We start from the raw sequence: 26,672 nt of genomic DNA, 5'->3' as shown, positions 1-26,672 counted from the left end.
TTTCTATCAAAAAAATGATCAATGAATAAACATAAAAAAATAATAGGATACTAAGTAAGTGGGAGTGGTTTCATAGGCAGATGAGTGTCAGGTTGATATTTTCAGATATAAAAACGTTCACTTTAATGCCATTAGATGAGTAGTTTTTAATAGGTTTGGATTTCTTTCATTCTTATTAGCTTCTTAGAATAATTTTTACTTTATGGTTAGTGTAAAAATAATTTAATAAAAATATAAAATGACTATACTTTCGTATAGTTTTAAATCAAAGTTTAATGAATTAATTTTAAATAAACTGTTACTGAAGCGCTTTCGGGAAAGATATTACTTGATTTTTCTTCTAAGAATTAAAAAAAATCCCGAAAATTCATTACTGGATTTTTACACTTAATCCTGTTTCTATAGGCGTATAACAGGGGAAAATGTATTCCCGAATGTGAAAAATATAATAAAAATAATGAATCGTAGATTTTTTTGTTATTGAAATAAATGTTTTGTAGTTTTAGACAATTACGATTAAGCTTTGATGAATTTTAATATTTAACTTAATTGTGGATGGGTTTGCAAACAGTAATCTAATAAAAAATAGTTTTTCACCCCTATTATTATGTTAAAATATGAGTGATAAAATAAATTCAGTGTCTCCCAGGAGTATGTGTGGAGCATCAATTGAAGAAAAAAGCAAAAATAAATACTTTAATGTACTCAAAGCAGTATCAGAAACCAATTTAGGTTCTGTGTATATTGCAGATCTTAAAACAAGGAAATTAGAATTTATTTCAGAAAATCCTCTTCTTTTTTCGGGCATTCGGGCTGCTGAAATTGAAAAGATGGGGTATAATTTTTTCAGGAAATACACTAAAAAGGAAGATTTTGAAATTTTAAGAAAAGTAAGCACGTATGGTCTTAAATTCTTTGAATGTCTTTCACCGGAAGAAAAAAAAGTACATACCATTACTTATGATTTCCATCTTAAATATGCCAATAGTGTGGATGTGCTTGTCAATCACAAGATTACCCCAATAGAACTTGACAAAGATGGAAAGATTTCTAAAATAGTCTGTGTGGTGTCCTATTCCCTTAATCGGGCTGCAGGAAATATCCGGATTATATCCAATACTTCAGAAATATATTGGAAATATGATCTCTTTACGGGAAAATGGACGGAAGAATGTAAAATTACCTTGAAAATAAGAGAAATTGAGATTATAAGACTGTATCTTCAGGGATTGAAAATAGAAGAAATAGCAGAACAGTTGTTTGTATCACCCAGCACCATAAAGTTTCACAGGAGTAAACTGTTCGAGAGAATTGGCGTAAAAAATATTATCGAAGCAATATCCTACGTAATAACAAATAATTTGATTTAAACTTTTTTAATGTTTTTCAGGCTGAAACTACTGAAAAACAAAAAAATCCTTTTCCGGATAGTTTTACAGTTTTTAATAATAAAAAGTCTCTGCGCCTTCTGCAGTATGTTGTTTGAAAATTGTCTCTCCGCAAAAAAATATAGAGAGACAATCTCCAGAACAGCTTAATTAAGCTGATAATTTGTGATCACTAAACTCAGGATAAAATGAACATAATTCTCTTCTACCTCTTTTCTGTTGATCAATTTGTTTTTGTACTCATAAGAATTCAGGTCTCTGGATAATTTCTGATATGTTTCAAAATCATCACCTTTAATCTTTACTCTTATATTACCATCTCTTCTGTTGATTAGTACATCATCCAAAGTTCTTACCTTAAATAAAACTTCGCATAATGTAGGACGAGCCTTCATAGACCCGATATATCTTTCAACTATATTAATCTTGAACGAATCAAATTTGATGGTATTAAAAACGATTTTAGAATTAGGCTCCTGAGTGTTGAGTTCAAGTTTATAGTTCATTACTTTATAAATTTTGGCAAATATAAGTTTAATTATACCAAAAAACAGACTGTTTTAATAGATCATTACCATAATAATGATTGAATTTTATTCTATTGAATGAAAATCATTTGGAAATGTGAATATTAGTAGCTTATAAATGAGGAGAAAACGGAAGTCTTATGAATTTTTTTCTTTCTTTATTTTTTTCCTTATAGGCATTTACGTAATTTTATTCTCTGTAATTAAAAATTCATATTAATACCAATATAATGGAAAGATATAGTTATGGAATAGTTGGCCTTGGAGTAATGGGGCGGAATCTTCTTTATAATATCGCTGACAACGGATTTTCAATCGCAGGATTTGATCTTGATCAGGAAAAAGTAAAAGAATTAGAGGATGGTGCTGGTTCAGAAATGAAAGTAAAAGGTACAGGCTCTTTAGAAGATTTTGTACCTGCATTAGAAGTCCCAAGGAAAATTATTCTAATGGTTCCTGCAGGAAAACCTGTAGATGCAGTGCTGGAAAACATTACCCCGCTTTTGAATGAAGGTGATATCGTAATTGATGCAGGGAATTCTTATTTTGAAGATACCAACAGACGTGTTGCTGATCTGGCATCAAAAAAACTGCATTTTATGGGAATGGGAGTCTCAGGAGGAGAAAAAGGAGCCAGAAGAGGTCCGAGTATAATGCCAGGAGGTGATCTTGAAGCCTTCAAACTTCTTAAGCCCATGCTTGAAGCCATTGCTGCAAAAGTAGACAACGAAGCATGTACAGCATATATGGGGAAAGGTTCTGCAGGGAACTACGTGAAAATGGTACACAACGGTATTGAATATGCCATTATGCAGCTTATCAGTGAAGCTTATGATCTGCTTAAAAGAGGAGCAGGTCTGAATAACGAACAGCTATACGAAGTTTTCAGAGACTGGAACAATGGAGAAATGAATTCATTCCTTATTGAAATTACCAGAGATATTTTTACTCAGAAAGATTCATTCACAGAAAATTATCTTGTTGATCAGATTTTAGATAAAGCAGGAGCAAAAGGAACCGGAAAATGGACTTCTGAACAGGCCATGGAAATCGGGGTTTCTATTCCTACTATTGATATTGCGGTAACTTCAAGAATTTTATCCGCTTATAAAGATGAAAGAGTTCAGGCATCTAAGATATATGCTGAAAAAGAAATTACAAAGCCGGAAAATACAGAATTGTTTATCAGGGAAGTAGGTGATGCTCTTTTTCTTTCAACATTAATAAGTTATGCACAAGGCTTATCTTTACTGGTAAAAGCATCCGCAGAATACGGATTTGAAATTCCACTGAAAGACGTTGTGAAAATCTGGAGAGGAGGATGTATCATTCGTTCCGTATTGCTGGAAAAATTCTATGCTGCCTATACTCAAAACCCTGATCTTTCTAATATTCTCCTTGATCATGAAATTTCTGAATTGGTAAAATCAAAAATCAAAGCCCTAAGAAAAACTGCCGGATATGCTGCTGCAAACGGTATTTCAAGTTTGGGAATTCAGACCGCTTTGGGATATTTTGATGCCTACACCACAGAATCTCTTCCTGTGAATTTGATCCAGGCTCAACGTGATTATTTCGGCGCTCATACCTATCAACGTACTGACAGGGAAGGAGTATTTCATACTTCTTGGCAAACAGCAAACAATTAAAACTCGGAAAAATGAATCAAAATAGAATCTTGCAGCCAACAACAATTGTTATTTTTGGTGCTACAGGAGATCTGGCAAAAAGAAAACTTTTTCCGGCATTTTATAACTTATACATCGATGGCAGAATGCCCAAAGGCTTCAATATTGTAGCATTGGGGAGAGCTGAAAATACCGATGAACTCTTTAGAAATTACATCAAAGAAAATCTGGAAAGTTTCTCCAGAAAAAAAGTAACTTCCGAAGACTGGGCTGGGTTTCAGGCTCATATTACTTACTTTCAGCATCAATTGGATGAAGAGGGTTCTTATCAGAATCTGCAGCAGAAATTGCAGGACTTTGATGCAGTTTACGGAATGAGGGCCAACAGGTTATTTTATCTTTCAATAGGGCCTAATTTCATCTCAACCATTTCCAATCATATCAAAATGACAGCATTAGCTTCCGATCCGAAAAAAGACCGTATTATTATTGAAAAGCCTTTTGGCCATAATAAACAGTCGGCGATTGAGCTGAATAGTCTTTTGGCAAAAACATTTGAAGAAGAACAGATCTATCGTATTGATCATTATCTGGGAAAAGAAACGGTACAGAATATATTGGCATTCAGATTTGGAAATTCAATTTTTGAACCTTTATGGGATCATAAATATATAGAATCAGTACAGATTACAGTAGCAGAAGAAGTAGGAGTGGAGACAAGGGGTGCTTTTTATGAACAGACCGGAGCTTTGAGGGATATGATTCAGAATCACCTGCTGCAGATCCTGTGCATGGTCGCTATGGAACCACCCGCTTCATTAAAATCAGGCGAAATAAGGGACCGTAAAGTTGATGTGCTGAAATCAATTCGCAGAATTTCCCCGGATCAGGTTGATCATTATGCTGTAAGAGGCCAATACGGAAAAAGTACAATAAACGGGGTAGATATCAAAGGCTACCGTCAGGAAAACGGTATTGCAGGAGATTCCAATACGGAAACTTTTGCAGCGATAAAATTTTATCTGGATAACGAAAGATGGCAGGATGTTCCTTTCTATGTTCGTACAGGAAAGAAAATGAAAGAAAAGCATTCTTATATTACCATTCAGTTTAAGCCGCTTCCTCATTCCACATTCTCAGACAGTCCGCATCTTTTATCAGCTAACAGATTGATTATTAATATTCAGCCGATGATGGATATCAGATTGCAGTTTATGACGAAAAAACCGGGACTGACCTTGGATCTGAAACCTGCAGAAATGATTTTTGATAATTTTGCCTGTCAGGATGATACCCCGGAAGCTTATGAAACCTTGCTGCAGGATGCTCTTTTAGGAGATCTTACTTTATTCATGCGTTCCGATCAGGTGGAAGAAGCCTGGGATGTTGTTACAACAATACAGGAAGCCTGGGAAAATAACAAAGATTTATCTTTTCCGAATTATAAAGCTGGAAGCTGGGGACCGGAAGACGTTAATGCTTTGGTAGAAAGACAAGGGCACAGCTGGGTATAAAACAATATAAAATTTAAACAGACAAAAAATGAATATTACAGTATTTGACGATCTGGAAAAACTGTACACAGAAGCTGCAGATGCATTTGTTGACCTTTCAAAAAAATCTATTCGGAAGAATGACCGTTTCGTGGTTGCATTGAGTGGAGGATCTTCTCCTAAGGCTATTTTTAAACTATTAGCAACTCAGAAATATGCAGAACAGATAGAATGGAATAAAGTCTACTTTTTTTGGGTAGATGAAAGATGGGTTCCTTTACATGATGATAAAAGCAACTTCAGAATGACGGATGAGGCGCTTCTTAGTCAGGTTCCTGTTGATAAACAACATATTTTTCCTATGTATGCTGAAGGAACAGCTCCTGAGGATTATGCAAAGACTTATGAAGAGCAGATCAGAAGTGTTCTTGGCAATGAAGGTGTTTTTGATTTTATCCTTTTAGGAATGGGAGATGATGGGCATACTGCTTCTTTATTTCCTGGTGAGGAGGTTTTAAATGAAAAAGAAAAGTGGGTTTCTGCCTATTATCTGAAGCCTCAGGAAATGTTCAGAATCACTTTGACTGCACCTGTCATCAATAACGCTGAAAATATTTTGGTTATCGCATTTGGTGAATCAAAAAAACATGCATTGAATGAAGTGCTGAATGGTGAGTATAATCCATCATTATATCCGTTACAGCTTATTGAAAAAAAGGATGGATATCATTTCTTTACTGACGAAAAAGCAAAAGGGTAACACATTTTGACTTTAAAAAATAAGAGACTGTCCTGGGACAGTCTCTCTTCATATCAACTATTCTATACCGAAACCGGTATATATAATTTTCTGTACTTCAAGATCAAAAAATCTGAACTTTAAATTTAAAAAACAGTATCATTAAAGAGCTAATGATACTGTTGCATTTAGTGTTTTTACCTTAGTTGCTTGTCTTCGAAATTTTTTAATTTTTCTCAACTCAATAGTGCTTCTATGTAAAATGGTTATTAGTTTGAAGCAAATATACAAAATAAGACACTTCGTAGTGTCTAAAATGAAAAAAAAATTAAATTATTTTTATTTAATGCGTAACTAAATTATAAAAACCCAGTGCTAGAAGGCATTTGAAAGCAAAATTAAATTCAAAAAAAATCAAACAGCGCGGGTATTTATAACTCTTACATAAAAACAGCACCAATAAAATGGTGCTGTAAAGTAAAGTTTTACCTCAGCATGGAGTACTAAAAACATTTAAGCTGAGGGAACTAACGGTACAATCTTACCTCTCTCAATCTCACAACTTTGATCGTTCGTTTTATATAAATGGTTATTAGTTGATGCAAATATATACATTTAGACACTAAAAAGTGTCTAAAATGAAAAAAAATTCATAAACTTGTATGATTGAAAAGTTTACCATGGAAAGAAAGTCAGTGGCGGGAAGTATCCGGAACAAGGAACGCAGTAAAAAAAAGTTTTTGGATGCAGTGGGAAAAATACTGAGAACAAAAGGACATGCTGCTTTGAAAGTAAGTGGTATTGCTGCTACAGCCGGGGTAGACAAAAAGATGATCTATACTTATTTTGGGGGGATAGACGGGCTTATAGATGAATATATCCGGTCTCAGGACTACTGGAGCAAAGTAACCACAGATGAAGTAGGTAAGATACAACCAAGATTGGATGACGGAGGAAAGTCTTTTATGGAAGAAATGCTTTTGTCACAATTTGACTACGTTTACAAAAACAGAGAAGCGCAAAAACTACTTCTGTGGCGTATCTCAGAACCCAGAAAATCACTAAAAAAACTCACCGATACCCAGGAAGAAAACGGAGAATATATCTTTAAACTGCTGATGGATCCTCATTTCAAAGAAAATGCAGAAGAAGTACGTTCTATAATGGCTATCCTGGTTTCCGGACTTTATTATCTGAATATGTATGCTGCAATGAATGGAAGTATTTTCTGTGGGATAGATGTTGACACTTCTAAAGGGCGTGAAAAAATCAAAAAAGCAATCTCCTTTTTATTGAACCAAACCTATGAGAATCTATAAAATTCAGTTTGTTATCGTCTCAAAGAGTATTCTGGAAAAAACAAAACCATTAGAAATCTCTAATGGTAAATTGTGTTGTTGTGTTTCTACCTTAGCTGTTTCGTGTCCGAAATTGTCTTAAAGTAAGGGAACGTAAATAAAACAGTCTGAATTGTCTTATTTTTCAACCTAAAAGTGTTTTAAAATATATAGATGGTTTTAGTTTGTACAAATATATAAAATAAGACACTGTAAAGTGTTTAAAATAATAAAATTTTTCTTAATTTGGTTTAATTATCTGATTTTCAGATTATTAATTTTTATAATAAGAAGCAAACTCTTCTTTAAATGATAACTATATTCCAGTTTAAGCCTAAAATAACAGCCAAAAATTCTCTTCAACATAAAAACATACCTTCCAGCAATTAAAAAGAATAAATCAATAAAAAATATCTATTGAAAAGTCTTTTTTGAAAATAAAAACAGCACCATTATAGAAATTGATGCTGTTCGGTTGTGTTTTTACCTCAGTCGTTAATGTTCGAAATATTTTAAACTGAGGGAACTAACGATACAATCTGAATAGTTTTTAATTTTTCAATCGATAGCGTTTTATATAATGAATGGTTCTTAGTTTGTACAAATATATACAAATAGTTGAAATTAGACACTGATAGGTGTCTAAAATGATAAAAAATTTTCTTAAACTTGTATATTGAATGTTTAGTCATGGAAAGAAAGTCAGCATCAGGGAGTATTAGGAACAAAGAAAGAAGTAAAAAAAAGTTTTTAGATGCAGTTGGAAAAATTCTAAAAACCAAAGGGCATGCAGGATTGAAGATCAATGATATCGCTGCTACTGCCGGAGTAGACAAAAAAATGATCTACACTTATTTTGGCGGAATGGATGGATTGATGGACGAATATGTTCGTACACAAGATTTCTGGGTGAAAGCAACCAGCGAAGAAGTTGAAAAGATGAAACCTAATCTTGAAGATGGAGGCCGGGATTTTATTCAGCACATGCTTCAGTCACAATTTGATTACGTCTACACCAATAAAGAAGCTCAAAAATTACTATTGTGGACCATTTCTGAACCTAGAAAATCATTAAAAAAACTGATCGATACCCAGGAAGAAAACGGAGAATATATCTTCAAATTATTAATGGAATCCCGTTTTAAGGATAAAATGGATACCTATCGTTCTATCATGGCGATCATGGTTTCCGGGCTTTATTATCTGAATATGTTCGCTTCTCTGAACGGCAGTATTTTCTGTGGAATAGATACCAATACTCCTGAAGGACGTGAAAAAATCAAAAAAGCAATTTCCTTTATGGTAGATCAAACGTACGAAAATCTTTAATATATCTTAGAAAACGTAAAAAAGGGACAGTAATCTGTCCCTTTTTTGTATCTATTGATGAATAATTCTATCCTTTATGATAAGGACATCCTGAAGCTGTACCGGAATTTTCACCAGTATTAAAGAACTGATCTTCAATTACCTTTCTCTGATCTTCAGGAATATCTGCTAACTTACGAAGTGTATTAACCTGAATATGAGGCCAGCTTGTGGTACCTCCGTCATTCCCAAAATCAAATTCAAAGAATACAATTTGCTCATACTGCAGCTGAAGAATTTCTTTCCCATCTTCAATAATGGTTTCAATCCACATATCCATATCCACTTCAACAGTCGGAACAAAACGGTTTACAAAAGGAACATTTAAAATCCCTCCCTGTGCCCCTGTTTTCATTTTGGAAGACATTCTTACATGTACATAATTACTTACGTTCTGGCCTCTTAATGTATCTCTGAGCCTCAGATCAGGTCGTACAGAATAAGGATATAAATTGTCTGCAAGTATTCGCTGGGTATAAATCTTGTTTGATCCCTGATCATTATCATCATTGAGTGTTTCATGTACCCAATCCGGTGCTGGTTTATCAAGATCAATGATATTATCTGGTGTTACCCCTGCATTTCCCATGGTACGTGAAATGGAAAGATGATTGGTATCCCATGCCTCCTTACCATAAGGGAATTGAGGTGAACCTTCAATTAAATAGAACGTTTGGTTATCTTTATTTTGAGGAACAATATCTCCAAGTAAAGTAATGGTGCTTCCATGAGGAATAACACCACTTCTTGAGATAGAGTAGTCCGGAATAAAATAGGGTCCGTCAATTCCCGCTCCCGGCTTTATTTCCTGAGCCGGAATGATTTCATAATAAGGCTGTCCCGGCTGCAGCTGGCTTAAAAGAATATATTTAGGGTTTGCCTCTCCGTCTGGTGTTATCCTCACCAAAGGCTCATCTCTGTATTCTCCTGTATAGCCATACTTAGCATCTTCTGTTGAAACAGCATGGATACCACGGTCTCTTTCAATAGATTCCTTGGTTGCCGCATGGTTGTAGACATCACTCAGCCAAAGATACATGCCATTTTCTTCATGGATAGGAGTATATTTTAAAGCATCCTGTCCCTGTACGGAATTAACGCTCTTAATGCTTTGCTCATATTTAACAGCTCCACAGAAGAGTTCGCTGGCACCACCGCGGTTACGAACTCCGCCCGGGACAATTGAAAATGTTAACTTCTCAATATATTCTTCACTATCAAAAGCAAATTTTCCCGGTATCGTTCCAGAATTGGTTCCCGGGGAAGGCATAATTGTAGTATGCACTCCGCTTGCTAATGAAGGTTTAGTAATATCTTTATTGTAATTAACATTATAACTTACCCATGTACCAGCCAATGCAGCCAGAATTCCATAATCTACATTATTCTCTATTGCCTGAAGGTTGTCTTCCCGGAATGGTCTTACCGGATCATCAATAAGAAGTTTTGAATATCCATCCATTAGCTCAGCCAGATTAACTTCATCCTGGCTTGGCATTTTACGGAACAATTGTTCTTCTCCCGTTTTGGGACTCTCTTTTTTTCTTTTAAGCATGATATATCGTTTTTATGGTTATAATTCAGTGTATTGGAAAGTTGGACCTGCATTATTTTGTGAGTCCAGTGGCTGTTTCATCAGGTTAACAGCCTGTTCTTTCAAGGCATACATGTACATAATGGATTTTTCCAGTTCTCTTTGATTTCCTTCCACAGCACTTTGGATAGCGTCTAATAAACGTCTGTAGGTTTTATTAAATTCAACGCCCTGTGCATGTAATTCTTTGTTTTTAATATAATCTTCTACCTTTGGATTAGGCTTCATAGGATAGGCTTCATCCCATTCTACAGGTAAATCTTTTCCTGTAGGCGGGGTAGTGACAGGCATCATTCCGTTTTCATCCATAAAAGGCTCGTAGTTTCCACCGAGATAGAAATGCTCATGGAAAACTTCTTTAAATCTGAAATAATGAGCCAGTTCCATTCCTTCTTCAAATTGGGACGGATCAACATCAAAAATTGAATCATCAGCACCTTCTCCCTGTCCTTTAATCTCCTGGAAAACAGCAATTACTCCATCCAGAGCTTCTACAAAATGTAATTTGCCACCACTTCCGTAATATTGCTCAGGACGGATTTGTTTGGATGGCTTTCCTGTGAAAATTCCTCCGGTATTTAATTCTTCAAAACTCTTCGGAAGAGTTCCATGTTCTTTATAATAAGCAATGATCTGGAAAATAACAATATAGAAGAATAAAACATCGTAATATTCACCAATAGTATGAACGTTTTCCATGATGAATCCCTTCATATTTTCAAGAGTCCAGAAGTTGTTTTCCTGCACAGCCGCTCTTTGAGAATATAATGCCGAAGTGTCAATTTCGTGGTCATATTTCGGAGCTTTTACCAAAGGTTTGGTTGGGCTTTCAATGGCAATAAAAGTTGCAATACTGTTACTCGAGAATGTTTCCAGACCTATATAGAAATCAACATTCATCGGTAATTTCATCGGATAAGTAGGGTAGTTCTCCTGTTTGTTTACAGAAGGTTGAATGTCAATAGCATTCAGTACATTACAAACCATGATCAGGTGAAGCATTTCTTCCACGGCAACACTTCTGATGATTTGAGAAGCAAGAGCGTTGGTTCCGTCTTTAATCGAATACAAAGCTGTAAGATAAGGAGGAATGGTAGAATGCTCAATGAGAATGGCTGTCTGTAAAAGATCCTGTAAAATAGGTTTATAATCAATTTCGGTTAATCCTTTTTTTAATTCAGAAATTTCTGAACCGAACTGAGATTCCAAATAAGCATTAAATTCTTTGATCTGATCAGTCAGTAAAAGATTAGTCAGTGTTTTGCTGTGATGTTTTAATCCTTCAATCCAGTCTTCTCTGCTAAGTGTTGAATCAAATAATAAAGAAGGCAATGAAACGGCTTCTGTAACAACTGCGCTTCTTGCTGCCATTCTTCCTGCTGTTAATGTTTCCTGTGGTTGTGCTGTTTTATTGATAAGTCTTTGTCTCATGTTGTTATTTTTTTAGTTGAATTTCAAGATCAGCAAGGATAGATTCTACCGAACGGATGGTGAATGCTGATAATGTTAAAGTAGGATTTGAAGTTCCTAAAGTGGTCATGTTTCCTGCTCCTACAATGTATAAATTAGGATGGTCCCAGGCTTTGCAATAGCTGTTGGTGACAGAATCTTCTGCTGTAGAACCCATTCTGTGAGTTCCTACTATGTGACCTGCTCCGTTATAAGAATATCTTTTCCCATTGTATATCACAGAGTTTTTGTCTTCCTCAGTATATTTTGTGAAATCTTCAATGTTTAATCTTTTAAACATTTGATCAGAAGCATCTTTTGCCTGCTCCATAGCTTTCATTTCGTACTCTGTCAGTTCATAATGAATAACAGGACGCGGAATTCCAAGAACATCCAGATATTGATCATTAATGGTTACTCTGTTATTTGGGTTAGGTAATTGTTCTATTTCAAAATGGAATAAAACCTGTTTTGAAAGTCTGTTCGTAAGGGCTTCTCTTAATTTTGCTCCGAAAAGATTCTCCTTGCTGATAAAATAGGCAACATCAGATCCCGGAGAAAATGCCGGCCAGCCCCAGCCCCAATTGTCAAGAGGTGAGATCCATGCAGAAAATTTACCTCTGAAATCTCCATCACGGAAAGACGAAATATTAGTGGTAGAACCAGGACCTCTGTATGGGTAAACCGGTTCAGGGAAAAGTCCCCAGGTAAGCATTACCATATGATCCATCAGGTTTCTTCCCACCTGGTCACTACTGTTAGCGGCCGTTTTTACAACATTATTAACTGTATATTTAGAATTCAGTAGAATTTTTGGATTTTCAAAAGCATTGGCGGCAAGAATTACAATAGCGTCTGAAGTGTCTATTGACTCTTCAACAAAATCTGTTTTCTCTTTTGAAGTATATCTTCTCAGATGAACTTTGGAGATTTTCTCTTTATCATTCTGGTCAACGCTTAATCTGTACACCACACTCTGAGCCTGAATCTGCATGTATGGATTACGTTTAAGGTTTTCATTATCATTAACTTTATACAGAGCTTTTTTCAATGTTTTTAAAGCATTGTATTTCGCCTGGACCGGACAGATCGGAACACAGGATGCATTTCCTTCACAACGCTCTCCCATATAAGGATTCCACACAGAACCGAGAGCCTTGTATTCTTCTTTTTCAGAACTGTCTAAAACCAGTTTATATCCCGATTCTTTTGGTTCGGCTTTGATGATCTTTGTTTTTCCATATTTTGGATTTGGAATAGAGTTTCTTCCTTGTGGGGAAGGCACCATCATTAAAGAAATCTCTCCGGAGCTTAGCTTTACGCTTGTTCCCTTAAGTCCATCAATGATTTTATGATCCATATAACTCTGAGGAATTTCTTCCATCGGAAATACATAGTCTCCATAATATTCCTTCATATTCTCAACAATTGGATATTCCTGTTTTGAAACATCTCCGGAAACCCCGATTTCAAATTCTGCCATTTCATAATAAGGTCTTAATTCTTCATAGTCTATCGGCCAGTTAACCGGACTTGGCTTGTCAGAATTCGGCTGAGGAATGGTAATCCCATATTTCTCTGTAAGTTTGAAATCATTCGGAAGCATCCTTGGGGTAGTTCCCAGCCAGTGAAGAGTAGTTCCGCCTCCCACTCTGATGGCATCACTTGCAAACGGCATCGGTCCAAACTGAACCAGGTATCCTTTTTTATCAGGAAACGGCTGAACAATATGCTCCATATCCAGAACATTTGGAGAAGGTGCCTGCTTCAAATTCGGATAAGGAGAGTTGGGAACTTTGGCCTCTTCTTTATAAAAAGTGCGGATGTACTCATTGTAAGTGGTCATTGAGGATACAGAATCCAGTTCAATACCAGCTTCCAGTCCCGCTTCATACATAAGGATTGATATTTCTTTAATATTGTCAGATTTTCCTGCATCTGCACGATGGATCATTTTACCTTTTGTCACATCAAATACATGATCAGACAGTAGCTTTGCGATCAATGATCCTGCGATCCCCGTTCCTACGATGATCACATCTTTTTTAGTATTGGTCTGGTTCATGAGTTGCTGTTTACAGGTTTAATTTTCCACGATTTGTAGCCAGGTTGTTTTGCTCCGGGAGGATGAGAATGCATGAGATTCCAGACAAGACCTTCTTTGTAGGAAAGATCATTGATATAAGTCCCTTCCCAGGTTCCCAAATACCACATGGTGATTACTTTTCCGGCAATATCATTCATTCCTGGATGCTTTATAATTTCGGATTGAATGGCCTTATTCAGCTCATCTTCACCGGAAGATTTTTCAAGAATGTTTTTAGATACAGTAAGGAATTCTACGAAAGTAGCTGCATCTAAGTTTTTGAGAATGTAGGTGTAATAGGTTTCTGCCAAACCTGTAGACTGTAACTCGTTTACGGTAAACCCGGCAAGCGCTTCCGAGATAGACATAAACACGTCGAAATAATAATCGTCGACGTTGAGGATTTTGTTAATAATATTCATTTCGTTAAAAATTTGGGTTAGATATCTTCAACTCCTTTCAACAGGAAGTTATCATACCGATTGATCTATAGCTGCCGGATTTTCAGATACCACTTCTTTTTCAGAAATGAATGCATGCTTTTCAAGCTATCCATAGTTGTCAGTTTTTGTTTATCCGAAATTAATCAGATCCCCTCAGATAAGATTCAGTATTTCTACGTAATTTATAGTGATGTAATTTTAATTTTTTGTAACAAACCCTTTATTCAAGGAGGTTTTAAAGTGTTGCGTTTTCACCTAGTTTAGAATTATTTTAAATAATGTGGTAGTGAAAACAGGATAATATATTGAAGCAAGATAGATTTATTTAAGTTTAAAAAATAATAATAAATTGATGATCAACATGTAACGAATGTGAGGTGGTAGCCGTCTAATCAGTATAAGCTAACTTTTCATTAAATAGTTACCCAAAACCAATTACCATTAACCATGAGAAAACTTACACTCGCTTTATTGTGCTTAATTTCCTCTCTTTTGCCTGCACAGAGGCTGAACAACCAAAAAGAAGCAGTTGCTCAATCTTCCAAAAGTATAAGCGAACAGACAGTACATCAATCTGTTCAGCTGGAGACAGATAAAGTATTTAATAAATTGGTGAAGATCAGAAGAGTGTTTCATGAAAATCCTGAATTGGCAGGTAAGGAAAAGCAAACTCAGGAAAAAATTAAGCAGTATCTGCTGGATTTAGGACTGGAAGTTCAAACAGATCATTACGGACATAGTGTAATAGGGATTCTGAAAGGAGATCAAAAAGGGAAAAAGATAGCCTGGAGAGCAGATATGGATGCACTACCTAATGATTATCCCGATCCTGAGGCTTTCAAATCAAAAATAAAGGGGATTCAACATGGTTGTGGTCATGACATACACATGGCAATTGGGTTAGGAATTGCTGAGGTTCTTTCCAAAAATAAAAAATCTTTAAAAGGAACAATATATTTTATATTCCAACCTGAAGAGGAAGCATTCAAAGGAGCAAAAGAAATGCTTAATAACGGATTACTTTCCAAAATAAATCCTGATGAAATCTATGGCCTTCATGTAACAGCTACGCCTGTTGGACAGATCATGGTGAAACCCGGCGAAATGTTTGCCTATCAGAAGAAAATAAGAATTCAGTTAAAAAAAGGACTGTCTGAGGAGGAACTCAACGGATTAACAAAAAAGATCAGCACTTCTTTATTTCGGGCTTCTCCGGGAAGCAATCCCTGGGAAATACAATCTATTGTTGATCCTAAAATTGGGTTGACGAATCCTGATACTATTTTCAAAGATTATCTTTTCACAGATGGAAAATTCAATATCTATTCTAAAAATAATGAATCTTTTCTTGAAGCCTACTTGTATGAGACCAATTCTTCCAAGTTAGATAAAATAATTCCTGAAGTTCAGAAAATTGTTGAAGAGAGCGGATATAGAAATCAGCTGCTTTCTGTTTCTTTTGTTCAGGAAAATCCAACGGTTATCAATAATGAAAAACTGACAAAATCAGCAATAGAAATCCTGCAGCATCTTTATGGAAAAAATGCTGTAGCCTCAGACTATGGTCAGGTTCCGTTTTTTAATGATGACTTTGCCTATTTTCAACAGAAAATCCCGGGAGTCTACTTTTTTCTGGGTGGATCCAATTTTGAAAAAGGAGTGATTGCGATGAATCACTCTCCTAATTTTCAGGTGGATGAAGAAAGTATCAGAATTGGGGTAAAAAGCTTTTCATCACTAATGATAGAACGTCTTAGCAGAAACTAATTTTTCACAGCAATAGCATCTATCTCAAACAACATTCCGGGTAAAGCAAGCTGGCTCACGGGAATAAGCGTACTTGTGGGTAAGAATGATTGTGACCATACTTTCTTCGCTTCTTCTGCCCAAATTTCAAGCTTCTCCGGATCATGATCAACAATGAGAAGGGTGATTTTGACAACATTCTCAAACGTCATAGAATGGCTCTGTAAAACGATTTTCAAGTTTTGCAAAGCATCCTGAACCTGAGTTTTAAAATCATCCGCCAACAGATGATTTTCTCCTACACCACCGCTTTGTCCGGATATAAAACATATTTGAGAAGGGGATTCTACAGAAATACTGTGCGAAAAGCCATAAGGGCTTGGATTAAACAATTCTGTGGGATTGATGAGTCTGGGGTTTTTATTATTTTCCATAATCTTTCATTTAATAAAGTAAAAATGAGAGATAAAAACTGAAAAAGTCTTTACATATGTTGAGAAGAATATTCTTTTGATTGTGTAAACTTTTCATTTTGACGATTAAACCTCAAAATAAAAATGCTGCTCTAGAAGAACAGCATTTTATTTTTTACTCAACAACAATACTCTCAATCCCTTTTTGCAGAGCTGTTTCCTGAATTACAGGAACAGAGAGTCCTTCTGCACGGACCACAGAAATGTCCGTCATTCCCATGAAACCAAGTGTTTGTTTTAAGTAAGGAACAACAAAATCGTAAGCCTGTCTTTCACCTTCAGAATATACTCCGCCACTTGAAAAAGCAAGATATACTTTCTTGTTTTTCACTAAACCTTCAGGACCGTTTTCACTGTAACTGAAAGTTTTTCCTACTCTGGCAATATGATCGAGCCATGATTTTAGGGTAGAAGTAATGCTGAAATTGTACAATGGAGCTTCAATAACAATAATATCGGCTTCATGCAGTTCATCAATTACCGTATCCGAAAGCTTTACAGTTTCCAATTGCTCAGCAGTACGATTTTCAGCAGGAGTGAAAAAGGCATTGATATGGGCTTCTTCTAAATGAGGAAAAAGAGGATTCGCCAAATCACGTTTTTTAAAAATACTGTCAGGATACTTTGCTGTGATTTTTTCTACAACGGCATTCCCCAGTTTTTTACTGATTGATGATTCGGTTCTTGGGCTTGAGATAATATGAAGTACTCGTTTCATTTTTTATTTTTTTTAAAATTGATGTTTCAAAATTATCTATATTTACTAATAAAAAGATAGTAGTTACCAAAAGGTTAGTAATAACATTTAGGTTAGTAATCAGATAAAACAGAGACAATGGAAGAAGAAAAAATAGTGTATTCAAGGCCGCAATGCAGCACGCATCTGTCTGCTACTGAGGATGCTTTGTATGTTTTGGGAGGAAGATGGACCATCCGGGTAATGATTGCTATTTTGGGTGGGCATACACGTTTCAACGAGTTGCAGCGGACAATCAATGGGATTTCAGCAAGAGTCCTCTCCAGCGAGTTGAAAAAACTGGAAGTTAATCATTTAGTTGAGAGAACTGTTCTTACCGATCAGAAACCGGTGTTGGTAGAATATGTTCCTACAGAATACAGCGAGTCGCTGAAGGATGTTATTGCAGCTCTTGCTGACTGGGGAGTAAAACATAAAAAGAAAATTACAGCTTAATAAAAAAGAGTGTCAATATCAGCAAATACTGTTTTTTGTGGTATTTGGTAAGTTGCAATATAGCTTATACTTTAAGTATTTTTACTCAAAAATAATGGTAAGATGATCATATGTGAAGATTTATTATTTTCCCGGGGAGCCATTCTGGAAAAATATGATGCGGGAGATTCTGTTTTTAAAGAAGGGACTGCTGCTAAATATTATTTCCAGATCAGGCACGGTACTGTGAAAATGAATACTTTTTTAGAAGACGGGAAAGAATTTGTTCACGGTCTTCCTTTTGATGGTCACTGCATTGGTGAAAGTTACTTATTTACCAGTCATCATTATGCCATCAATGCTATTGCGGTTACCAGCTGTGAGATTATTAAAATTTCCAAGACCAAGTTTCTGCAGCTGCTATTGGAAAAGCCCGAACTAATGCTCGAGATTAATAAATACACTGCCGACAGACTGCATTTTAGGTATATGATTTCCAGTTTTCTCGCAATTTCAGATCCTATCGTAAAACTCACGAAGCTTTTTGATCATCTTAAAAAGTATTTTGGATTTGAGGAAGCCTATTCATTTCTAATTCCTTATACCAGACAGCAAATCGCAACTTTAACCGGTCTTCGGGTGGAGACGGTAATCAGATATGTAAAAAAAATGCAGGAACTGAAACTTGTCAAAATCGAAAGTTCCAAAATTTACTATTAGCTTTCGATCACTTTAAAATTTCTTATTATTTTAAAATTAATACAGGTTGCTGGGTGTTCTGGTAAATTCCTTCGGAAATACTTCTGCTCGCCAGATAATACAGGAAGCTATGCTGGCCTGGTAAAGCAATAATAAGATCCGTGTCATTAGAGGCTGCAAAGGTAAGAATCCCCTTAATAACATTTTCATCATGAGAATAATGAATGCTGCTTGGGATTTCCGTTAAATGCTCACGGATATAGTCTTCCAGTTCTTTTTTCTTGTCCTCATCCTCTTTTTCACGGGTATTGATATTCAAAAACATCAGACGTACATCCTGTTTATGAATAACAGATTTGTGATGAAATAATCTTTCTAATCTTTTAATTCCCTTTATATCACAAGGAATAAATATATTTTTGATAGGAGTATAGTGATAGCTGTTGGGAACAATTAAGGTCTTCACAGGACTTGTTCTTGCAATGCTGATAATATTGTCAGAGACAAAGCTCTCAGTGGAGGATGTTTGGTCGTCACTTCCCAAAATAATCAGTTCTACAGAAGGCTGATTTTTTAAAAGCTCATTGATACTTCTGGTAAGAGCCCAATCACTTAATATCCTGGAAACTTTTACTTCTGGTGACTTTTCTGTAATAATGTCTGTCAACTGATCAAATAATAATTCCGTTCTCTGCAACAGATTGTTGACACTTTCTTCATTCACAAATGAATGTCCTTCTGCAATATGCAGATAATCAAATTCAGATTCTCCTGCTGTTTTTAGTAAGATAATATTTTGATATTCGTAGGTTTTTGCCCAATCTGCGGCAACTCTTACTGCATTTTCCGTAGTTGATGTAAAATCAATGGGTACAAGGATTGTTCTCATAATGTATCATATTTTGATCCTGATTCTTCCAGGTTGGCTGTCATTTTTTTTACTAAGAGCAAAGCTTTGATGATTTCTTCTTCTTCAATATTGTCAACCGCTTTTTTATAAAGATCCAATGCCCACGGATAAACGGTTTCTACAATCTCTTTACCCTTCGGAGTCAAAAAGATTTGCTTGTTTCTCCGGTCATTTTTATCAGCTATCCGTTCAACAAGTTCCCGTTTTACGAGACTGTTGATGAGGTAAGTAATGCTTGATTTGTCTTTGCTGACTTTATTTCCTATTTCCTGCTGGTTAATCCCATTATTACGTGAAAGCAGTCCCAGAATTTCAATCAGTTCAAAAGAAAGATCGGGATCATATTCATTCACGATAGTCTGGATCTTCTGGCGGAGACGGCTTTTCATTTCACTCATCGCCAGGCCAAGTTCCAGAGCAAGTTCCGAAATATTATTCTGTTTTTCAGGCATACTTTTATAATATTGATAGGATAAGAAGCATATCCAAATGGACTTTATAGCTTTACTTACCCTAACAAATATACGAAAAATTAGTTTTAATTAAAACTAATTAGGCCGTTAGATTATTGCTTTTTTTAATAGTTAAATCGTGTATCAGAAAATTATCATTTAGATAATATTGGGTTCATTTTAGTTACTACAGTAAATCATACTTTGGCCGCAGCAAAAACAAAACAATTTTAACTTAAAAACTTATGAATCAAGTGAAATTTTCATTCTTCCGGTTTCTTCCGGTACTTTGTCTTTTAACCCTTTTATCGTGTAGGTCAGATCAGTTTCAGCCAGATGAAACGCTGCCAAATGCACAGGAAAATGCCATGAGAAGTGCTTTTCCGAATATCAAAGTATTATCTTATAATACATTTTTGTTGAAAGAACTCCTGGTATCTGGTATGACACAATGGGCACAACAGGATAGGGCAGAGAGGCTTGGAGGAGCTTCCTTTTTGAGAAACTATGATGTTCTGATGTTGCAGGAGTGTTTTGATAATGATGCGGCTGCTAAACTACGTAAAAAACTTCTTCCCAATTTTCCTTATCAGACTCCGGTATTGGGGCAGACGAAAGATGGTTGGGATAAGACTTCAGGTTATTGGCGTGAGTTTATCTCAGGAGGATTCGAGGATGGAGGGGTGATGATTGCCAGCAAATATCCTATAGAGAGAAAGGAACAATATATTTTTCCGGCAGGATGTTCCTATGATGGGAGCTGTCTGAAAGGTCTTGTGTATGTTAAAATCTTAAAAGACGGTAAATATGTTCATTTTATAGCAACTCATGCACAGTCTACACAGCCTTCCTGCAACGGTAAAGAGGTGGAAGTTCGTAAACAGCAGTTGCAAATGATGAAATCATTTGTAGATAATTTGAATATCCCAAAAGATGAAATGGTGATCTATGGTGGGGATTTTAATATCATAAAAGATACTCCCGAATATGCTGATATGCTTCAAACCCTGAATGTAAATGCTCCTACATATAAAGGATTACAATATTCATGGGATACAAAAACCAATATAATGGCTTCCTATCATTACCCGTATCCGCAAAATAATAGAGAGTATCTTGATTATATTTTGGTTTCTAATGATCATCTTGTACCGCCAACCTGGCAAAATATCGTTTTTGATCCTGTGTCTTCAAATCTCATGACATATACCAATATAGCCGGAATTAAATATCATTGGGCAGAATATTCAGATCATTATCCTGTAGAAGCTAATGTTTATTCGGATCAGAAAACACCAACACAAAGTTTAAAATTCAGAAAACACGACCGTATTTCACTGAAATCTGTAGCTACAGGAAAATATATCACCTCAAATCTTTCAACGCCTAATGACTGGCTGACGGTTTCTTCTGCACAGCCGGACGCACAGACCTGGTTCAACATTGTAAACATTGGAGACAATGACAATTATTTTGATCTGAAAGAAGGGTATGTAAGAGTAGAGACCAGTGAGAGGCTCAATCATTTCTGGTATTGGTACTCTGTAGGCAGTGGAAGTTATTATTTTTATCCTAAATATGGAAAGACTACTTACAACATGATGATTCAGATTGTAAAGAAAAAGGCTGGGAACTTTTCTACAAGTATCGAAGATGGAGACATTGTTGCTTTCAAGGATACTACAGGAGTTGGAAATACCTATTATCTTCAGGTTTATAATGAGTCAGGAACAGATTGGATCTATCTGAATGGAACAAGCTTAACTCCTGATGTTCAATTTGAAGTTAAAATGAACTATACGGTTGCAGATCCTTTTTAGAATTAATCACAATAAACTTAAATAAGCGGCTGCCTTTTTGGCGGTCGTTTTTTAATTTAATGCCTCGGAATATAGAATAATTATAAAAAAGCAGAGATTAATTATTCTCTGCTTTTTCTTTTTTTACGGCCTGATGCATAATAAGGATAATCCCTAAAAGTAAACAGGCTATGATAAGATAACGCCAGGAAAGATCTTTTTGCTCACTTACATTTCCGCTTACCGAAATGATAAAGCTTGTTACAGAAGTGATCACATAGACCAATCCACCCATAAGCCCGCCGGCAGTTCCTGCATTTTTAGGAAAGTAAAGCATACTTGTCGTAAAGAATGAGGTAAATAAAATTCCGGAACAGATATGAATGAAAAAGGCAAAAGGAATCATAATGAAAAGACTTTCTGCAAAATAGCTGATGATAATCAATCCTGCAATAAGGATCAGCTGTAAAAGGATAGGCTGTAGAATTCTTGGCTTAAAATCCAATGTCAGCCTGCGTTTCCCGATAAAACCTCCGATCATCCAAGAGAAACCTAATATCAATGTACAATATCCAATGACTACCGGTGTAAAATGAAATGTATTTTCAATAATAAACGGTCCGGTAATATTAAACAGCATAACGATAGAGTAGCTCAGTCCTAATATGAAAATTCCCAACATGAAAATCCTGTTCTTAAGCATCATTTTGTAAAGGCTGATATTCTCTGACAGATCCAGTTTCTTTTTCTGAGGAAGACTTTCTCCACTGAAGAACCACTCAAATAAGAAAAGGAATCCCGCGTATAGAGCTAGGAAATAAAAATTAGCATGCCAGTTAAATATTTTTTCCAGATAACCACCAAGAAAAGGAGCAAGAATAGGTCCGCAGGACCATACAATTGTGAAATAGCTCAAATAGTGCTTCACTTTCTCGGAGTCATAAATGTCTACAAAAATAGCACGTGTAGCCACCACAAGTACCGAAACAGCAGCTCCCTGAAGAATACGAAGCAGACAGATCAATAAAATACTGTTGGTCATCGTAATTAAAATACTGGTCAGGATCAGCAGGAACAATGCAATCAATTTGGGACGGTAGCGGCCGATACTATCCAGAATACCTCCCACAAATAACTGGGAAATTCCGTAACTAAGAAGATAGGAAGTCAGCGTGATCTGGATATCTTTTTCTGAAACCATCATTTCTTTGGCCATAGAAGGGAATGATGGTAAATATATATCCGTGACAAACCCCGAAAGCGGGATAGACACGAAAGCCATAATGGTAATTAATCTGATTCTTTTTTCAGATGCTTCTCTCAACATGTTCATTCATTTTTTACAATGCAAAAATAAGTCAAGAAATAGAAAAGTGAATTTTAAAAGACAAAGTAAAAATTACAAAAATCAAATATTAAGATAAATTCTTAAATTTTAATGGTGAGGTCCGGGCATGCTTTTTAAAGAAGTTATTAAAATGAGCGGGCTGATCAAAACCTAATGTATAACCAATCTGGGCGATATCCCAATTGGTATACTTCAGCAGATTTTTAGACTCTTCAAACATCTTTTCTTTAATAATCTGTGTTGTAGTAAGATGGGTTACAGATTTTACCGAAGAGTTCAAATGATTCACATGCACATTAAGATGTTCGGCAAAGTCTGAAGGAGTTTTTAATGCAAGCGGATAAGCCGGGGAGTCTAAAGGAAACTGTTTGTTGAGCAGTTCATCAAATAATTTGTATAAACGCACATTTGCAGGAAGTTCATTAGGATTGATGTCTTCCACGCGGTTTTCCATGGCCAGATGCATAACGGATGCCAGATTGCTTTTGATGCTGCTGCAACGGAAAGGATAAGCAGAATTATTCATTCTGTAAATCTGATCAAAATAAAGTGTGGCCAGCTGAGTCTGTTCTTCAGTCAGAAAAACTACAGGCTTGCTCCATTCTTTGAACATTGAAGTCTTTTTAAACAGATTAAATTCTGAGTTTCCATTAAAAAATTCCTGGTTGAACAGACAAAAATATCCTTCCTGTAAATCACTGTCACACTCCCATGAGTAGGGAATGCTTGGAGAAGGAAAGAATAAAGCCGGGCGGTCAATATACAGCTTATTGGTGCCATAATGAATAGTTCCTTTTCCAATGATAAAACTGATTTTATAATAATCACGTCGGTTGTATGGACTCTTAAAACTGCAGTATTTCCGCATAGAAATATTGAAATGAGATTTACCCATTTCAAAATCTTCAGAATCAAACATTTTGATCTGGTTCTTACGGATACGTTTGTAATAATCTTCTATAGTTTCCAGCTGATCACTCATAAGTAAAAATTATAAAAATCAAAGATATGCAAACTATTGCTTACTTAAAATTATTTTAAGTGAGATAATAAAAATATGAATAATAGTTTCCCTCAATATCCTCAGGATAAAAAGGAACTATTGATGATAAAATATACGTAAGCACTATAAAATATAAGCAAACATCGGTAAAATCAGTAGTTAAAAAGATTGAACTAGCTTTTATTAATTTCCAATTCTAAAATATGTGAGGGTAGCTGGAATGGGCCAGCTTTTGAACTGACAGCAGGTACAAAACCACACTCTTTTAAAAACTCCGAAAGCGGATCATGATCCAGCATATTGGTCCATATGATATCCGTAAAGCTTACTGCTGACCTGCATTTTTTCCAAAGTGATTGCCTTATTTCAGGAAGATCAAACTCTGAAAGAATCACAAAACTGATTTCTGTTGCTCTTTTTCCTTCCGGTATCTCCGGATGCAGAGAACCGCTTTTGATAATACTGTACCCGACAGGCTTTTGATCTGCATATGTCATGATCAGCTGGTTGGAAAGATCATTCAGATCATTGATCATCTTTCTCGGATCTATTTCGTTGTGAATATATTTTTTAATCTCCTCTTCAGTAACAAACTCCTTGTGTAAGGCATAAACGGAAGAATCAATAATGGTTATAAGATCAGAAATTCCCTCTTCAGAACCTACTGTAAATTTTGAAATGATATCCATGGGATTTTTTTATTCAAAATTATAAGATTAATCCATTCAAAAGGGATACAGTTCGTTAAAATATCATCGATACAGAAAATATTTTTTGAATTTGTTCAGTACAGTTGATATGTTTATCTATCCTTCCGGATAAAGTTTAATTAAGACCATATAATAGTACTTTCTTACTTCTGTCAATTTCCAATTGTGGAATATTGTCAATCATTTTAAAATTAAAACCATCAATCCATTTTTCTTTGGTAAGGTCAATATCTTCCCCTGAAATGATATGTTTCTGAAAAAAATAAGTAATATCTTTATCCATATATCGCTGAGCTATATCGAGGAAAAATTCATCTGTAAACTTGAGCTTCTTTTCCGTACATGTTTTCAATAATTCTCGCATCAGATCATCCAGAGATTTTTTGTAATGAGATTTCAATAAAATCTGATTATCCAGCCAGAAAGCGAAAATAGCACCCCGTCTGTAAGGTACTTTTTCTACATCACGGCTTTTCCAGAAATCATCTTTTATTTTATAATTCGGAATATTTCGCTGTGGGTTCTTCCAATGATTTTGAATGACTTCAGTATTGAATAATTTTAGCCATTCATCCGTAGAAATATCTTTGATTCGCAGCCTGTTTTTATAAGCATAATAATCCGTAAAGCCCTCGCTAAACCAATAATTAAGTTCTTCGTTTTTATTTTGAATTTTATTTCCAATCCATTCGTGCATCAACTCATGATGAAGAAGATAAAGGTAGGCGTTTTTGTTGTTAAAAGGATTATTGGTTCCCTGAATCATAAATGCATTTCTGATAGCAGACCCTGTTGAACTGTATCCTTTGAAAAGACTGTCTTTTTGTGAAACGGTAGGGGTTAAGGTAACAGTATAATAATCCTGATTATAATCTTTCCAGAAATCTCTTTGCGACTGTATTGCTTTCTTAAGGTTTGAAAATAGGAAATCATCTGTAAAACCGTTTTGCCACTGGTCTCTTAACGCCAGATAAACAGGCTTGTTTTGTATTTTAAAAGAATAAAACCTATAGTCGCCTCCTATAAACAATGAGTTGTACAATCCTTCCCAAAGTGTTGTTTTAATGTTCTGGGCTCTAGCCTGTGTGGCAAAATTGTTATGAAGCCTGAATTTCATAGGGAAATTTATCCATTCAAGAGAAAATTCAAATTCCCTGTCTTCCGGAATCTTTGTAAATGAAACAGGTACGATGAACAGGTTTTTACCCAAGACATGGAAGAATGTATTGTTAATCCTGGGACGGTTGAATATTTTATAATCAGGATCTTTAAAATCCTGCTTAATATGATAAACAAGGGAAATTTTGTTTCCCATCTTCATCCTGACCTTTATTTTGCTCTTTTCCGGCAGTGTTTCAAAAGTAATACCAGGATTTTCGTCTTTTGATATTGTAAGATTGTTGAAGAGATTATTTTCACCCCAGTTTTCATTGGCAAAATAAAAGGAGATGGTATCTGATGGTTTTTTTAAGATATAATCAACCTTAACTTTTAATCCGTTTTGCTCAAGATCTGCATCATAATAGATTTTATAGTTTATTTTGTTTTGAGAATAGGCGAGCAGAGGTAATAATAAAGTAAGGATGAATAATTTTTTAAACATGGATAAGTCGTTTTTTTCAAATTTATAATAAAATTCCAAAACTTCAGTATTCTTGGTGCTTTTATACGATGAGTAATCTTAAAATGATAAGACGAAAGTTCGGAAACTCTTATTTTTGTTGATACGTTGTTTTTTCTGAAAAATGAAGATTTGCGAAACCAAAATAATGAGGAAATAAACGAAATGAGATTCCTTTCAGAAGACTTCAGATTAAGGGTTGAAACAGTATTCTATGATCATTTTAAGGGGCTGAATCATCCGAAAAAGCACTTTTATAGAGATGAAAGTGAATATTTTAGCCATTTCGCTTAAACTTTTTTCACTCCAGCTAGGCTGGAATCACCATAAAACCTATATTTGCAGCCTAAATTTTTAAATAAATGAAAGAACTAATTGAAAAAATCAACGCAGAATTTGAAGCGTTCACAACTGAGGCAAACCAACAAGCAGAAAAAGGAAACAAAGCAGCTGGTACAAGAGCTCGTAAAGCAGCTTTAGAACTAAGCAAATTGTTCAAAGACTTCAGAAAAGTTTCTGTAGAAGAAGCTAAAAAATAATTCACTTTAGCCGGCTTTTGAAGCCGGCTTTTTTTATCCCCTTAATACAAGACGTTTTTCGATTTTCCAGTTTAGGAAAAATTCTGCTAACATTCAATATCTAACATTATATACCACTTGATTTGAGGTTAATGGCTGATTTTGTTAAC

The 26,672-nt window shown here is 35.3% G+C and carries 24 protein-coding genes; 11 read left to right on the top strand and 13 right to left on the bottom strand.

What is annotated here, in order from left to right; genetic code table 11:
- The first annotated feature begins 617 nt into the window (after nucleotides 1-617).
- The gene (locus FW780_RS05250) at nucleotides 618-1,370 is read left to right on the top strand and encodes a response regulator transcription factor (protein WP_149832526.1); all 753 of its coding nucleotides are present in this window, start codon (nucleotides 618-620) and stop codon (nucleotides 1,368-1,370) included.
- 164 nt (nucleotides 1,371-1,534) lie between these two features.
- Here FW780_RS05250 and FW780_RS05245 read toward each other — a convergent pair whose 3' ends face one another.
- Nucleotides 1,535-1,894: a hypothetical protein gene (locus tag FW780_RS05245; protein ID WP_047385417.1), complete on the bottom strand. Its 360-nt coding sequence runs from the start codon at nucleotides 1,892-1,894 to the stop codon at nucleotides 1,535-1,537.
- A 251-nt stretch (nucleotides 1,895-2,145) separates the two neighbouring features.
- Here FW780_RS05245 and gndA point away from each other — a divergent pair, with 251 nt between their 5' ends.
- From gndA to FW780_RS05220, 5 genes are all read left to right on the top strand, one after another.
- Nucleotides 2,146-3,564, top strand: coding sequence for an NADP-dependent phosphogluconate dehydrogenase (gndA, locus tag FW780_RS05240; RefSeq protein WP_149832525.1), 1,419 nt, complete (start codon nucleotides 2,146-2,148; stop codon nucleotides 3,562-3,564).
- Nucleotides 3,565-3,575: 11 nt separating this feature from the next.
- The gene (gene zwf, locus FW780_RS05235) at nucleotides 3,576-5,057 is read left to right on the top strand and encodes a glucose-6-phosphate dehydrogenase (protein ID WP_149832524.1); all 1,482 of its coding nucleotides are present in this window, start codon (nucleotides 3,576-3,578) and stop codon (nucleotides 5,055-5,057) included.
- A 28-nt stretch (nucleotides 5,058-5,085) separates the two neighbouring features.
- A complete protein-coding gene (pgl, locus tag FW780_RS05230; RefSeq protein ID WP_149832523.1) occupies nucleotides 5,086-5,796 on the top strand; it encodes a 6-phosphogluconolactonase in 711 nt (236 codons plus the stop codon).
- A 659-nt stretch (nucleotides 5,797-6,455) separates the two neighbouring features.
- Nucleotides 6,456-7,094: a TetR/AcrR family transcriptional regulator gene (locus FW780_RS05225; protein ID WP_149832522.1), complete on the top strand. Its 639-nt coding sequence runs from the start codon at nucleotides 6,456-6,458 to the stop codon at nucleotides 7,092-7,094.
- Between the two features lie 708 nt (nucleotides 7,095-7,802).
- Nucleotides 7,803-8,441, top strand: a complete 639-nt coding sequence (locus tag FW780_RS05220; protein ID WP_149832521.1) for a TetR/AcrR family transcriptional regulator — start codon at nucleotides 7,803-7,805, stop codon at nucleotides 8,439-8,441.
- Between the two features lie 67 nt (nucleotides 8,442-8,508).
- On the opposite strand, the gene FW780_RS05215 is transcribed toward FW780_RS05220, so the two are convergent.
- Genes FW780_RS05215 through FW780_RS05200 form a run of 4 tightly spaced genes read right to left on the bottom strand, consistent with a single transcriptional unit; the run spans nucleotide 8,509 to nucleotide 14,031 of the window.
- Entirely contained in the window at nucleotides 8,509-10,035 is a 1,527-nt protein-coding gene (locus FW780_RS05215; RefSeq protein ID WP_149832520.1) for a peroxidase, FMP-type, read from the bottom strand.
- 18 nt (nucleotides 10,036-10,053) lie between these two features.
- Nucleotides 10,054-11,505, bottom strand: coding sequence for a ferritin-like domain-containing protein (locus FW780_RS05210; RefSeq protein ID WP_149832519.1), 1,452 nt, complete (start codon nucleotides 11,503-11,505; stop codon nucleotides 10,054-10,056).
- Nucleotides 11,506-11,509: 4 nt separating this feature from the next.
- On the bottom strand, nucleotides 11,510-13,588 hold the full coding sequence (locus tag FW780_RS05205; protein ID WP_149832518.1) for a GMC oxidoreductase: 2,079 nt from the start codon (nucleotides 13,586-13,588) through the stop codon (nucleotides 11,510-11,512).
- Nucleotides 13,585-14,031: a hypothetical protein gene (locus FW780_RS05200; protein ID WP_149832517.1), complete on the bottom strand. Its 447-nt coding sequence runs from the start codon at nucleotides 14,029-14,031 to the stop codon at nucleotides 13,585-13,587. Before FW780_RS05200 ends, FW780_RS05205 begins: the two co-directional genes overlap by 4 nt.
- 468 nt (nucleotides 14,032-14,499) lie before the next feature.
- Between FW780_RS05200 and FW780_RS05195 the strand changes: the two genes are divergently transcribed.
- A complete protein-coding gene (locus FW780_RS05195; protein ID WP_149832516.1) occupies nucleotides 14,500-15,819 on the top strand; it encodes a M20 metallopeptidase family protein in 1,320 nt (439 codons plus the stop codon).
- Here the strand turns inward: FW780_RS05195 and FW780_RS05190 are convergent.
- Together FW780_RS05190 and FW780_RS05185 are read right to left on the bottom strand one after the other, a co-directional pair.
- The gene (locus FW780_RS05190; RefSeq protein ID WP_149832515.1) at nucleotides 15,816-16,232 is read right to left on the bottom strand and encodes a RidA family protein; all 417 of its coding nucleotides are present in this window, start codon (nucleotides 16,230-16,232) and stop codon (nucleotides 15,816-15,818) included. The two genes, FW780_RS05195 and FW780_RS05190, sit on opposite strands and share 4 nt — an antisense overlap.
- A 154-nt stretch (nucleotides 16,233-16,386) precedes the next feature.
- Entirely contained in the window at nucleotides 16,387-16,989 is a 603-nt protein-coding gene (locus FW780_RS05185) for an FMN-dependent NADH-azoreductase (protein WP_149832514.1), read from the bottom strand.
- Nucleotides 16,990-17,106: 117 nt separating this feature from the next.
- On the opposite strand from FW780_RS05185, the gene FW780_RS05180 reads away from it, so the two are divergent.
- Together FW780_RS05180 and FW780_RS05175 are read left to right on the top strand one after the other, a co-directional pair.
- Nucleotides 17,107-17,463: a winged helix-turn-helix transcriptional regulator gene (locus FW780_RS05180; protein WP_149832513.1), complete on the top strand. Its 357-nt coding sequence runs from the start codon at nucleotides 17,107-17,109 to the stop codon at nucleotides 17,461-17,463.
- A 102-nt stretch (nucleotides 17,464-17,565) separates the two neighbouring features.
- Nucleotides 17,566-18,162: a Crp/Fnr family transcriptional regulator gene (locus FW780_RS05175; protein ID WP_149832512.1), complete on the top strand. Its 597-nt coding sequence runs from the start codon at nucleotides 17,566-17,568 to the stop codon at nucleotides 18,160-18,162.
- A 25-nt stretch (nucleotides 18,163-18,187) separates the two neighbouring features.
- Here FW780_RS05175 and FW780_RS05170 read toward each other — a convergent pair whose 3' ends face one another.
- Nucleotides 18,188-19,030: a universal stress protein gene (locus FW780_RS05170; protein ID WP_149832511.1), complete on the bottom strand. Its 843-nt coding sequence runs from the start codon at nucleotides 19,028-19,030 to the stop codon at nucleotides 18,188-18,190.
- The gene (locus FW780_RS05165) at nucleotides 19,027-19,503 is read right to left on the bottom strand and encodes a MarR family winged helix-turn-helix transcriptional regulator (RefSeq protein ID WP_149832510.1); all 477 of its coding nucleotides are present in this window, start codon (nucleotides 19,501-19,503) and stop codon (nucleotides 19,027-19,029) included. The genes FW780_RS05170 and FW780_RS05165 overlap by 4 nt, the downstream gene beginning before the upstream one ends.
- 245 nt (nucleotides 19,504-19,748) lie before the next feature.
- Between FW780_RS05165 and sph the strand changes: the two genes are divergently transcribed.
- Nucleotides 19,749-21,323 carry a sphingomyelin phosphodiesterase gene (sph, locus tag FW780_RS05160; protein WP_149832509.1) on the top strand — a complete coding sequence of 525 codons (1,575 nt, stop codon included), beginning with the start codon at nucleotides 19,749-19,751 and terminating at the stop codon, nucleotides 21,321-21,323.
- Nucleotides 21,324-21,420: 97 nt separating this feature from the next.
- Here the strand turns inward: sph and FW780_RS05155 are convergent, their stop codons facing one another.
- The 4 genes from FW780_RS05155 to FW780_RS05140 form a co-directional block, all read right to left on the bottom strand.
- Nucleotides 21,421-22,629, bottom strand: coding sequence for an MFS transporter (locus tag FW780_RS05155; RefSeq protein ID WP_149832508.1), 1,209 nt, complete (start codon nucleotides 22,627-22,629; stop codon nucleotides 21,421-21,423).
- A gap of 88 nt (nucleotides 22,630-22,717) precedes the next feature.
- The gene (locus FW780_RS05150; RefSeq protein ID WP_149832507.1) at nucleotides 22,718-23,632 is read right to left on the bottom strand and encodes a helix-turn-helix domain-containing protein; all 915 of its coding nucleotides are present in this window, start codon (nucleotides 23,630-23,632) and stop codon (nucleotides 22,718-22,720) included.
- 194 nt (nucleotides 23,633-23,826) lie between these two features.
- Nucleotides 23,827-24,342, bottom strand: a complete 516-nt coding sequence (locus tag FW780_RS05145; RefSeq protein WP_149832506.1) for a hypothetical protein — start codon at nucleotides 24,340-24,342, stop codon at nucleotides 23,827-23,829.
- Between the two features lie 136 nt (nucleotides 24,343-24,478).
- A complete protein-coding gene (locus FW780_RS05140; protein WP_149832505.1) occupies nucleotides 24,479-25,966 on the bottom strand; it encodes a M1 family aminopeptidase in 1,488 nt (495 codons plus the stop codon).
- A 380-nt stretch (nucleotides 25,967-26,346) separates the two neighbouring features.
- Between FW780_RS05140 and FW780_RS05135 the strand changes: the two genes are divergently transcribed.
- Nucleotides 26,347-26,523, top strand: coding sequence for a histone H1 (locus FW780_RS05135; protein WP_047377485.1), 177 nt, complete (start codon nucleotides 26,347-26,349; stop codon nucleotides 26,521-26,523).
- Nucleotides 26,524-26,672: the final 149 nt, after the last annotated feature.

Origin of the sequence: Chryseobacterium sediminis (assembly GCF_008386505.1) — a bacterium.
Taxonomy (GTDB): domain Bacteria; phylum Bacteroidota; class Bacteroidia; order Flavobacteriales; family Weeksellaceae; genus Chryseobacterium; species Chryseobacterium sediminis.
This window is presented reverse-complemented; position numbering and strand designations above follow the sequence as displayed.

Coding starts and splice junctions, on each gene's coding strand:
- FW780_RS05245 (WP_047385417.1), bottom strand. CDS start 1,894: ATGAACTATAAACTTGAACTCAACACTCAGGAGCCTAATTCTAAAATC.
- FW780_RS05180 (WP_149832513.1), top strand. CDS start 17,107: ATGGAAGAAGAAAAAATAGTGTATTCAAGGCCGCAATGCAGCACGCAT.
- FW780_RS05190 (WP_149832515.1), bottom strand. CDS start 16,232: ATGGAAAATAATAAAAACCCCAGACTCATCAATCCCACAGAATTGTTT.
- FW780_RS05195 (WP_149832516.1), top strand. CDS start 14,500: ATGAGAAAACTTACACTCGCTTTATTGTGCTTAATTTCCTCTCTTTTG.
- FW780_RS05185 (WP_149832514.1), bottom strand. CDS start 16,989: ATGAAACGAGTACTTCATATTATCTCAAGCCCAAGAACCGAATCATCA.
- FW780_RS05220 (WP_149832521.1), top strand. CDS start 7,803: ATGGAAAGAAAGTCAGCATCAGGGAGTATTAGGAACAAAGAAAGAAGT.
- zwf (WP_149832524.1), top strand. CDS start 3,576: ATGAATCAAAATAGAATCTTGCAGCCAACAACAATTGTTATTTTTGGT.
- sph (WP_149832509.1), top strand. CDS start 19,749: ATGAATCAAGTGAAATTTTCATTCTTCCGGTTTCTTCCGGTACTTTGT.
- FW780_RS05225 (WP_149832522.1), top strand. CDS start 6,456: ATGGAAAGAAAGTCAGTGGCGGGAAGTATCCGGAACAAGGAACGCAGT.
- FW780_RS05135 (WP_047377485.1), top strand. CDS start 26,347: ATGAAAGAACTAATTGAAAAAATCAACGCAGAATTTGAAGCGTTCACA.
- FW780_RS05170 (WP_149832511.1), bottom strand. CDS start 19,030: ATGAGAACAATCCTTGTACCCATTGATTTTACATCAACTACGGAAAAT.
- FW780_RS05205 (WP_149832518.1), bottom strand. CDS start 13,588: ATGAACCAGACCAATACTAAAAAAGATGTGATCATCGTAGGAACGGGG.
- FW780_RS05165 (WP_149832510.1), bottom strand. CDS start 19,503: ATGCCTGAAAAACAGAATAATATTTCGGAACTTGCTCTGGAACTTGGC.
- pgl (WP_149832523.1), top strand. CDS start 5,086: ATGAATATTACAGTATTTGACGATCTGGAAAAACTGTACACAGAAGCT.
- FW780_RS05210 (WP_149832519.1), bottom strand. CDS start 11,505: ATGAGACAAAGACTTATCAATAAAACAGCACAACCACAGGAAACATTA.
- FW780_RS05215 (WP_149832520.1), bottom strand. CDS start 10,035: ATGCTTAAAAGAAAAAAAGAGAGTCCCAAAACGGGAGAAGAACAATTG.
- FW780_RS05150 (WP_149832507.1), bottom strand. CDS start 23,632: ATGAGTGATCAGCTGGAAACTATAGAAGATTATTACAAACGTATCCGT.
- FW780_RS05155 (WP_149832508.1), bottom strand. CDS start 22,629: ATGTTGAGAGAAGCATCTGAAAAAAGAATCAGATTAATTACCATTATG.
- FW780_RS05140 (WP_149832505.1), bottom strand. CDS start 25,966: ATGTTTAAAAAATTATTCATCCTTACTTTATTATTACCTCTGCTCGCC.
- FW780_RS05175 (WP_149832512.1), top strand. CDS start 17,566: ATGATCATATGTGAAGATTTATTATTTTCCCGGGGAGCCATTCTGGAA.
- FW780_RS05250 (WP_149832526.1), top strand. CDS start 618: ATGAGTGATAAAATAAATTCAGTGTCTCCCAGGAGTATGTGTGGAGCA.
- gndA (WP_149832525.1), top strand. CDS start 2,146: ATGGAAAGATATAGTTATGGAATAGTTGGCCTTGGAGTAATGGGGCGG.
- FW780_RS05145 (WP_149832506.1), bottom strand. CDS start 24,342: ATGGATATCATTTCAAAATTTACAGTAGGTTCTGAAGAGGGAATTTCT.
- FW780_RS05200 (WP_149832517.1), bottom strand. CDS start 14,031: ATGAATATTATTAACAAAATCCTCAACGTCGACGATTATTATTTCGAC.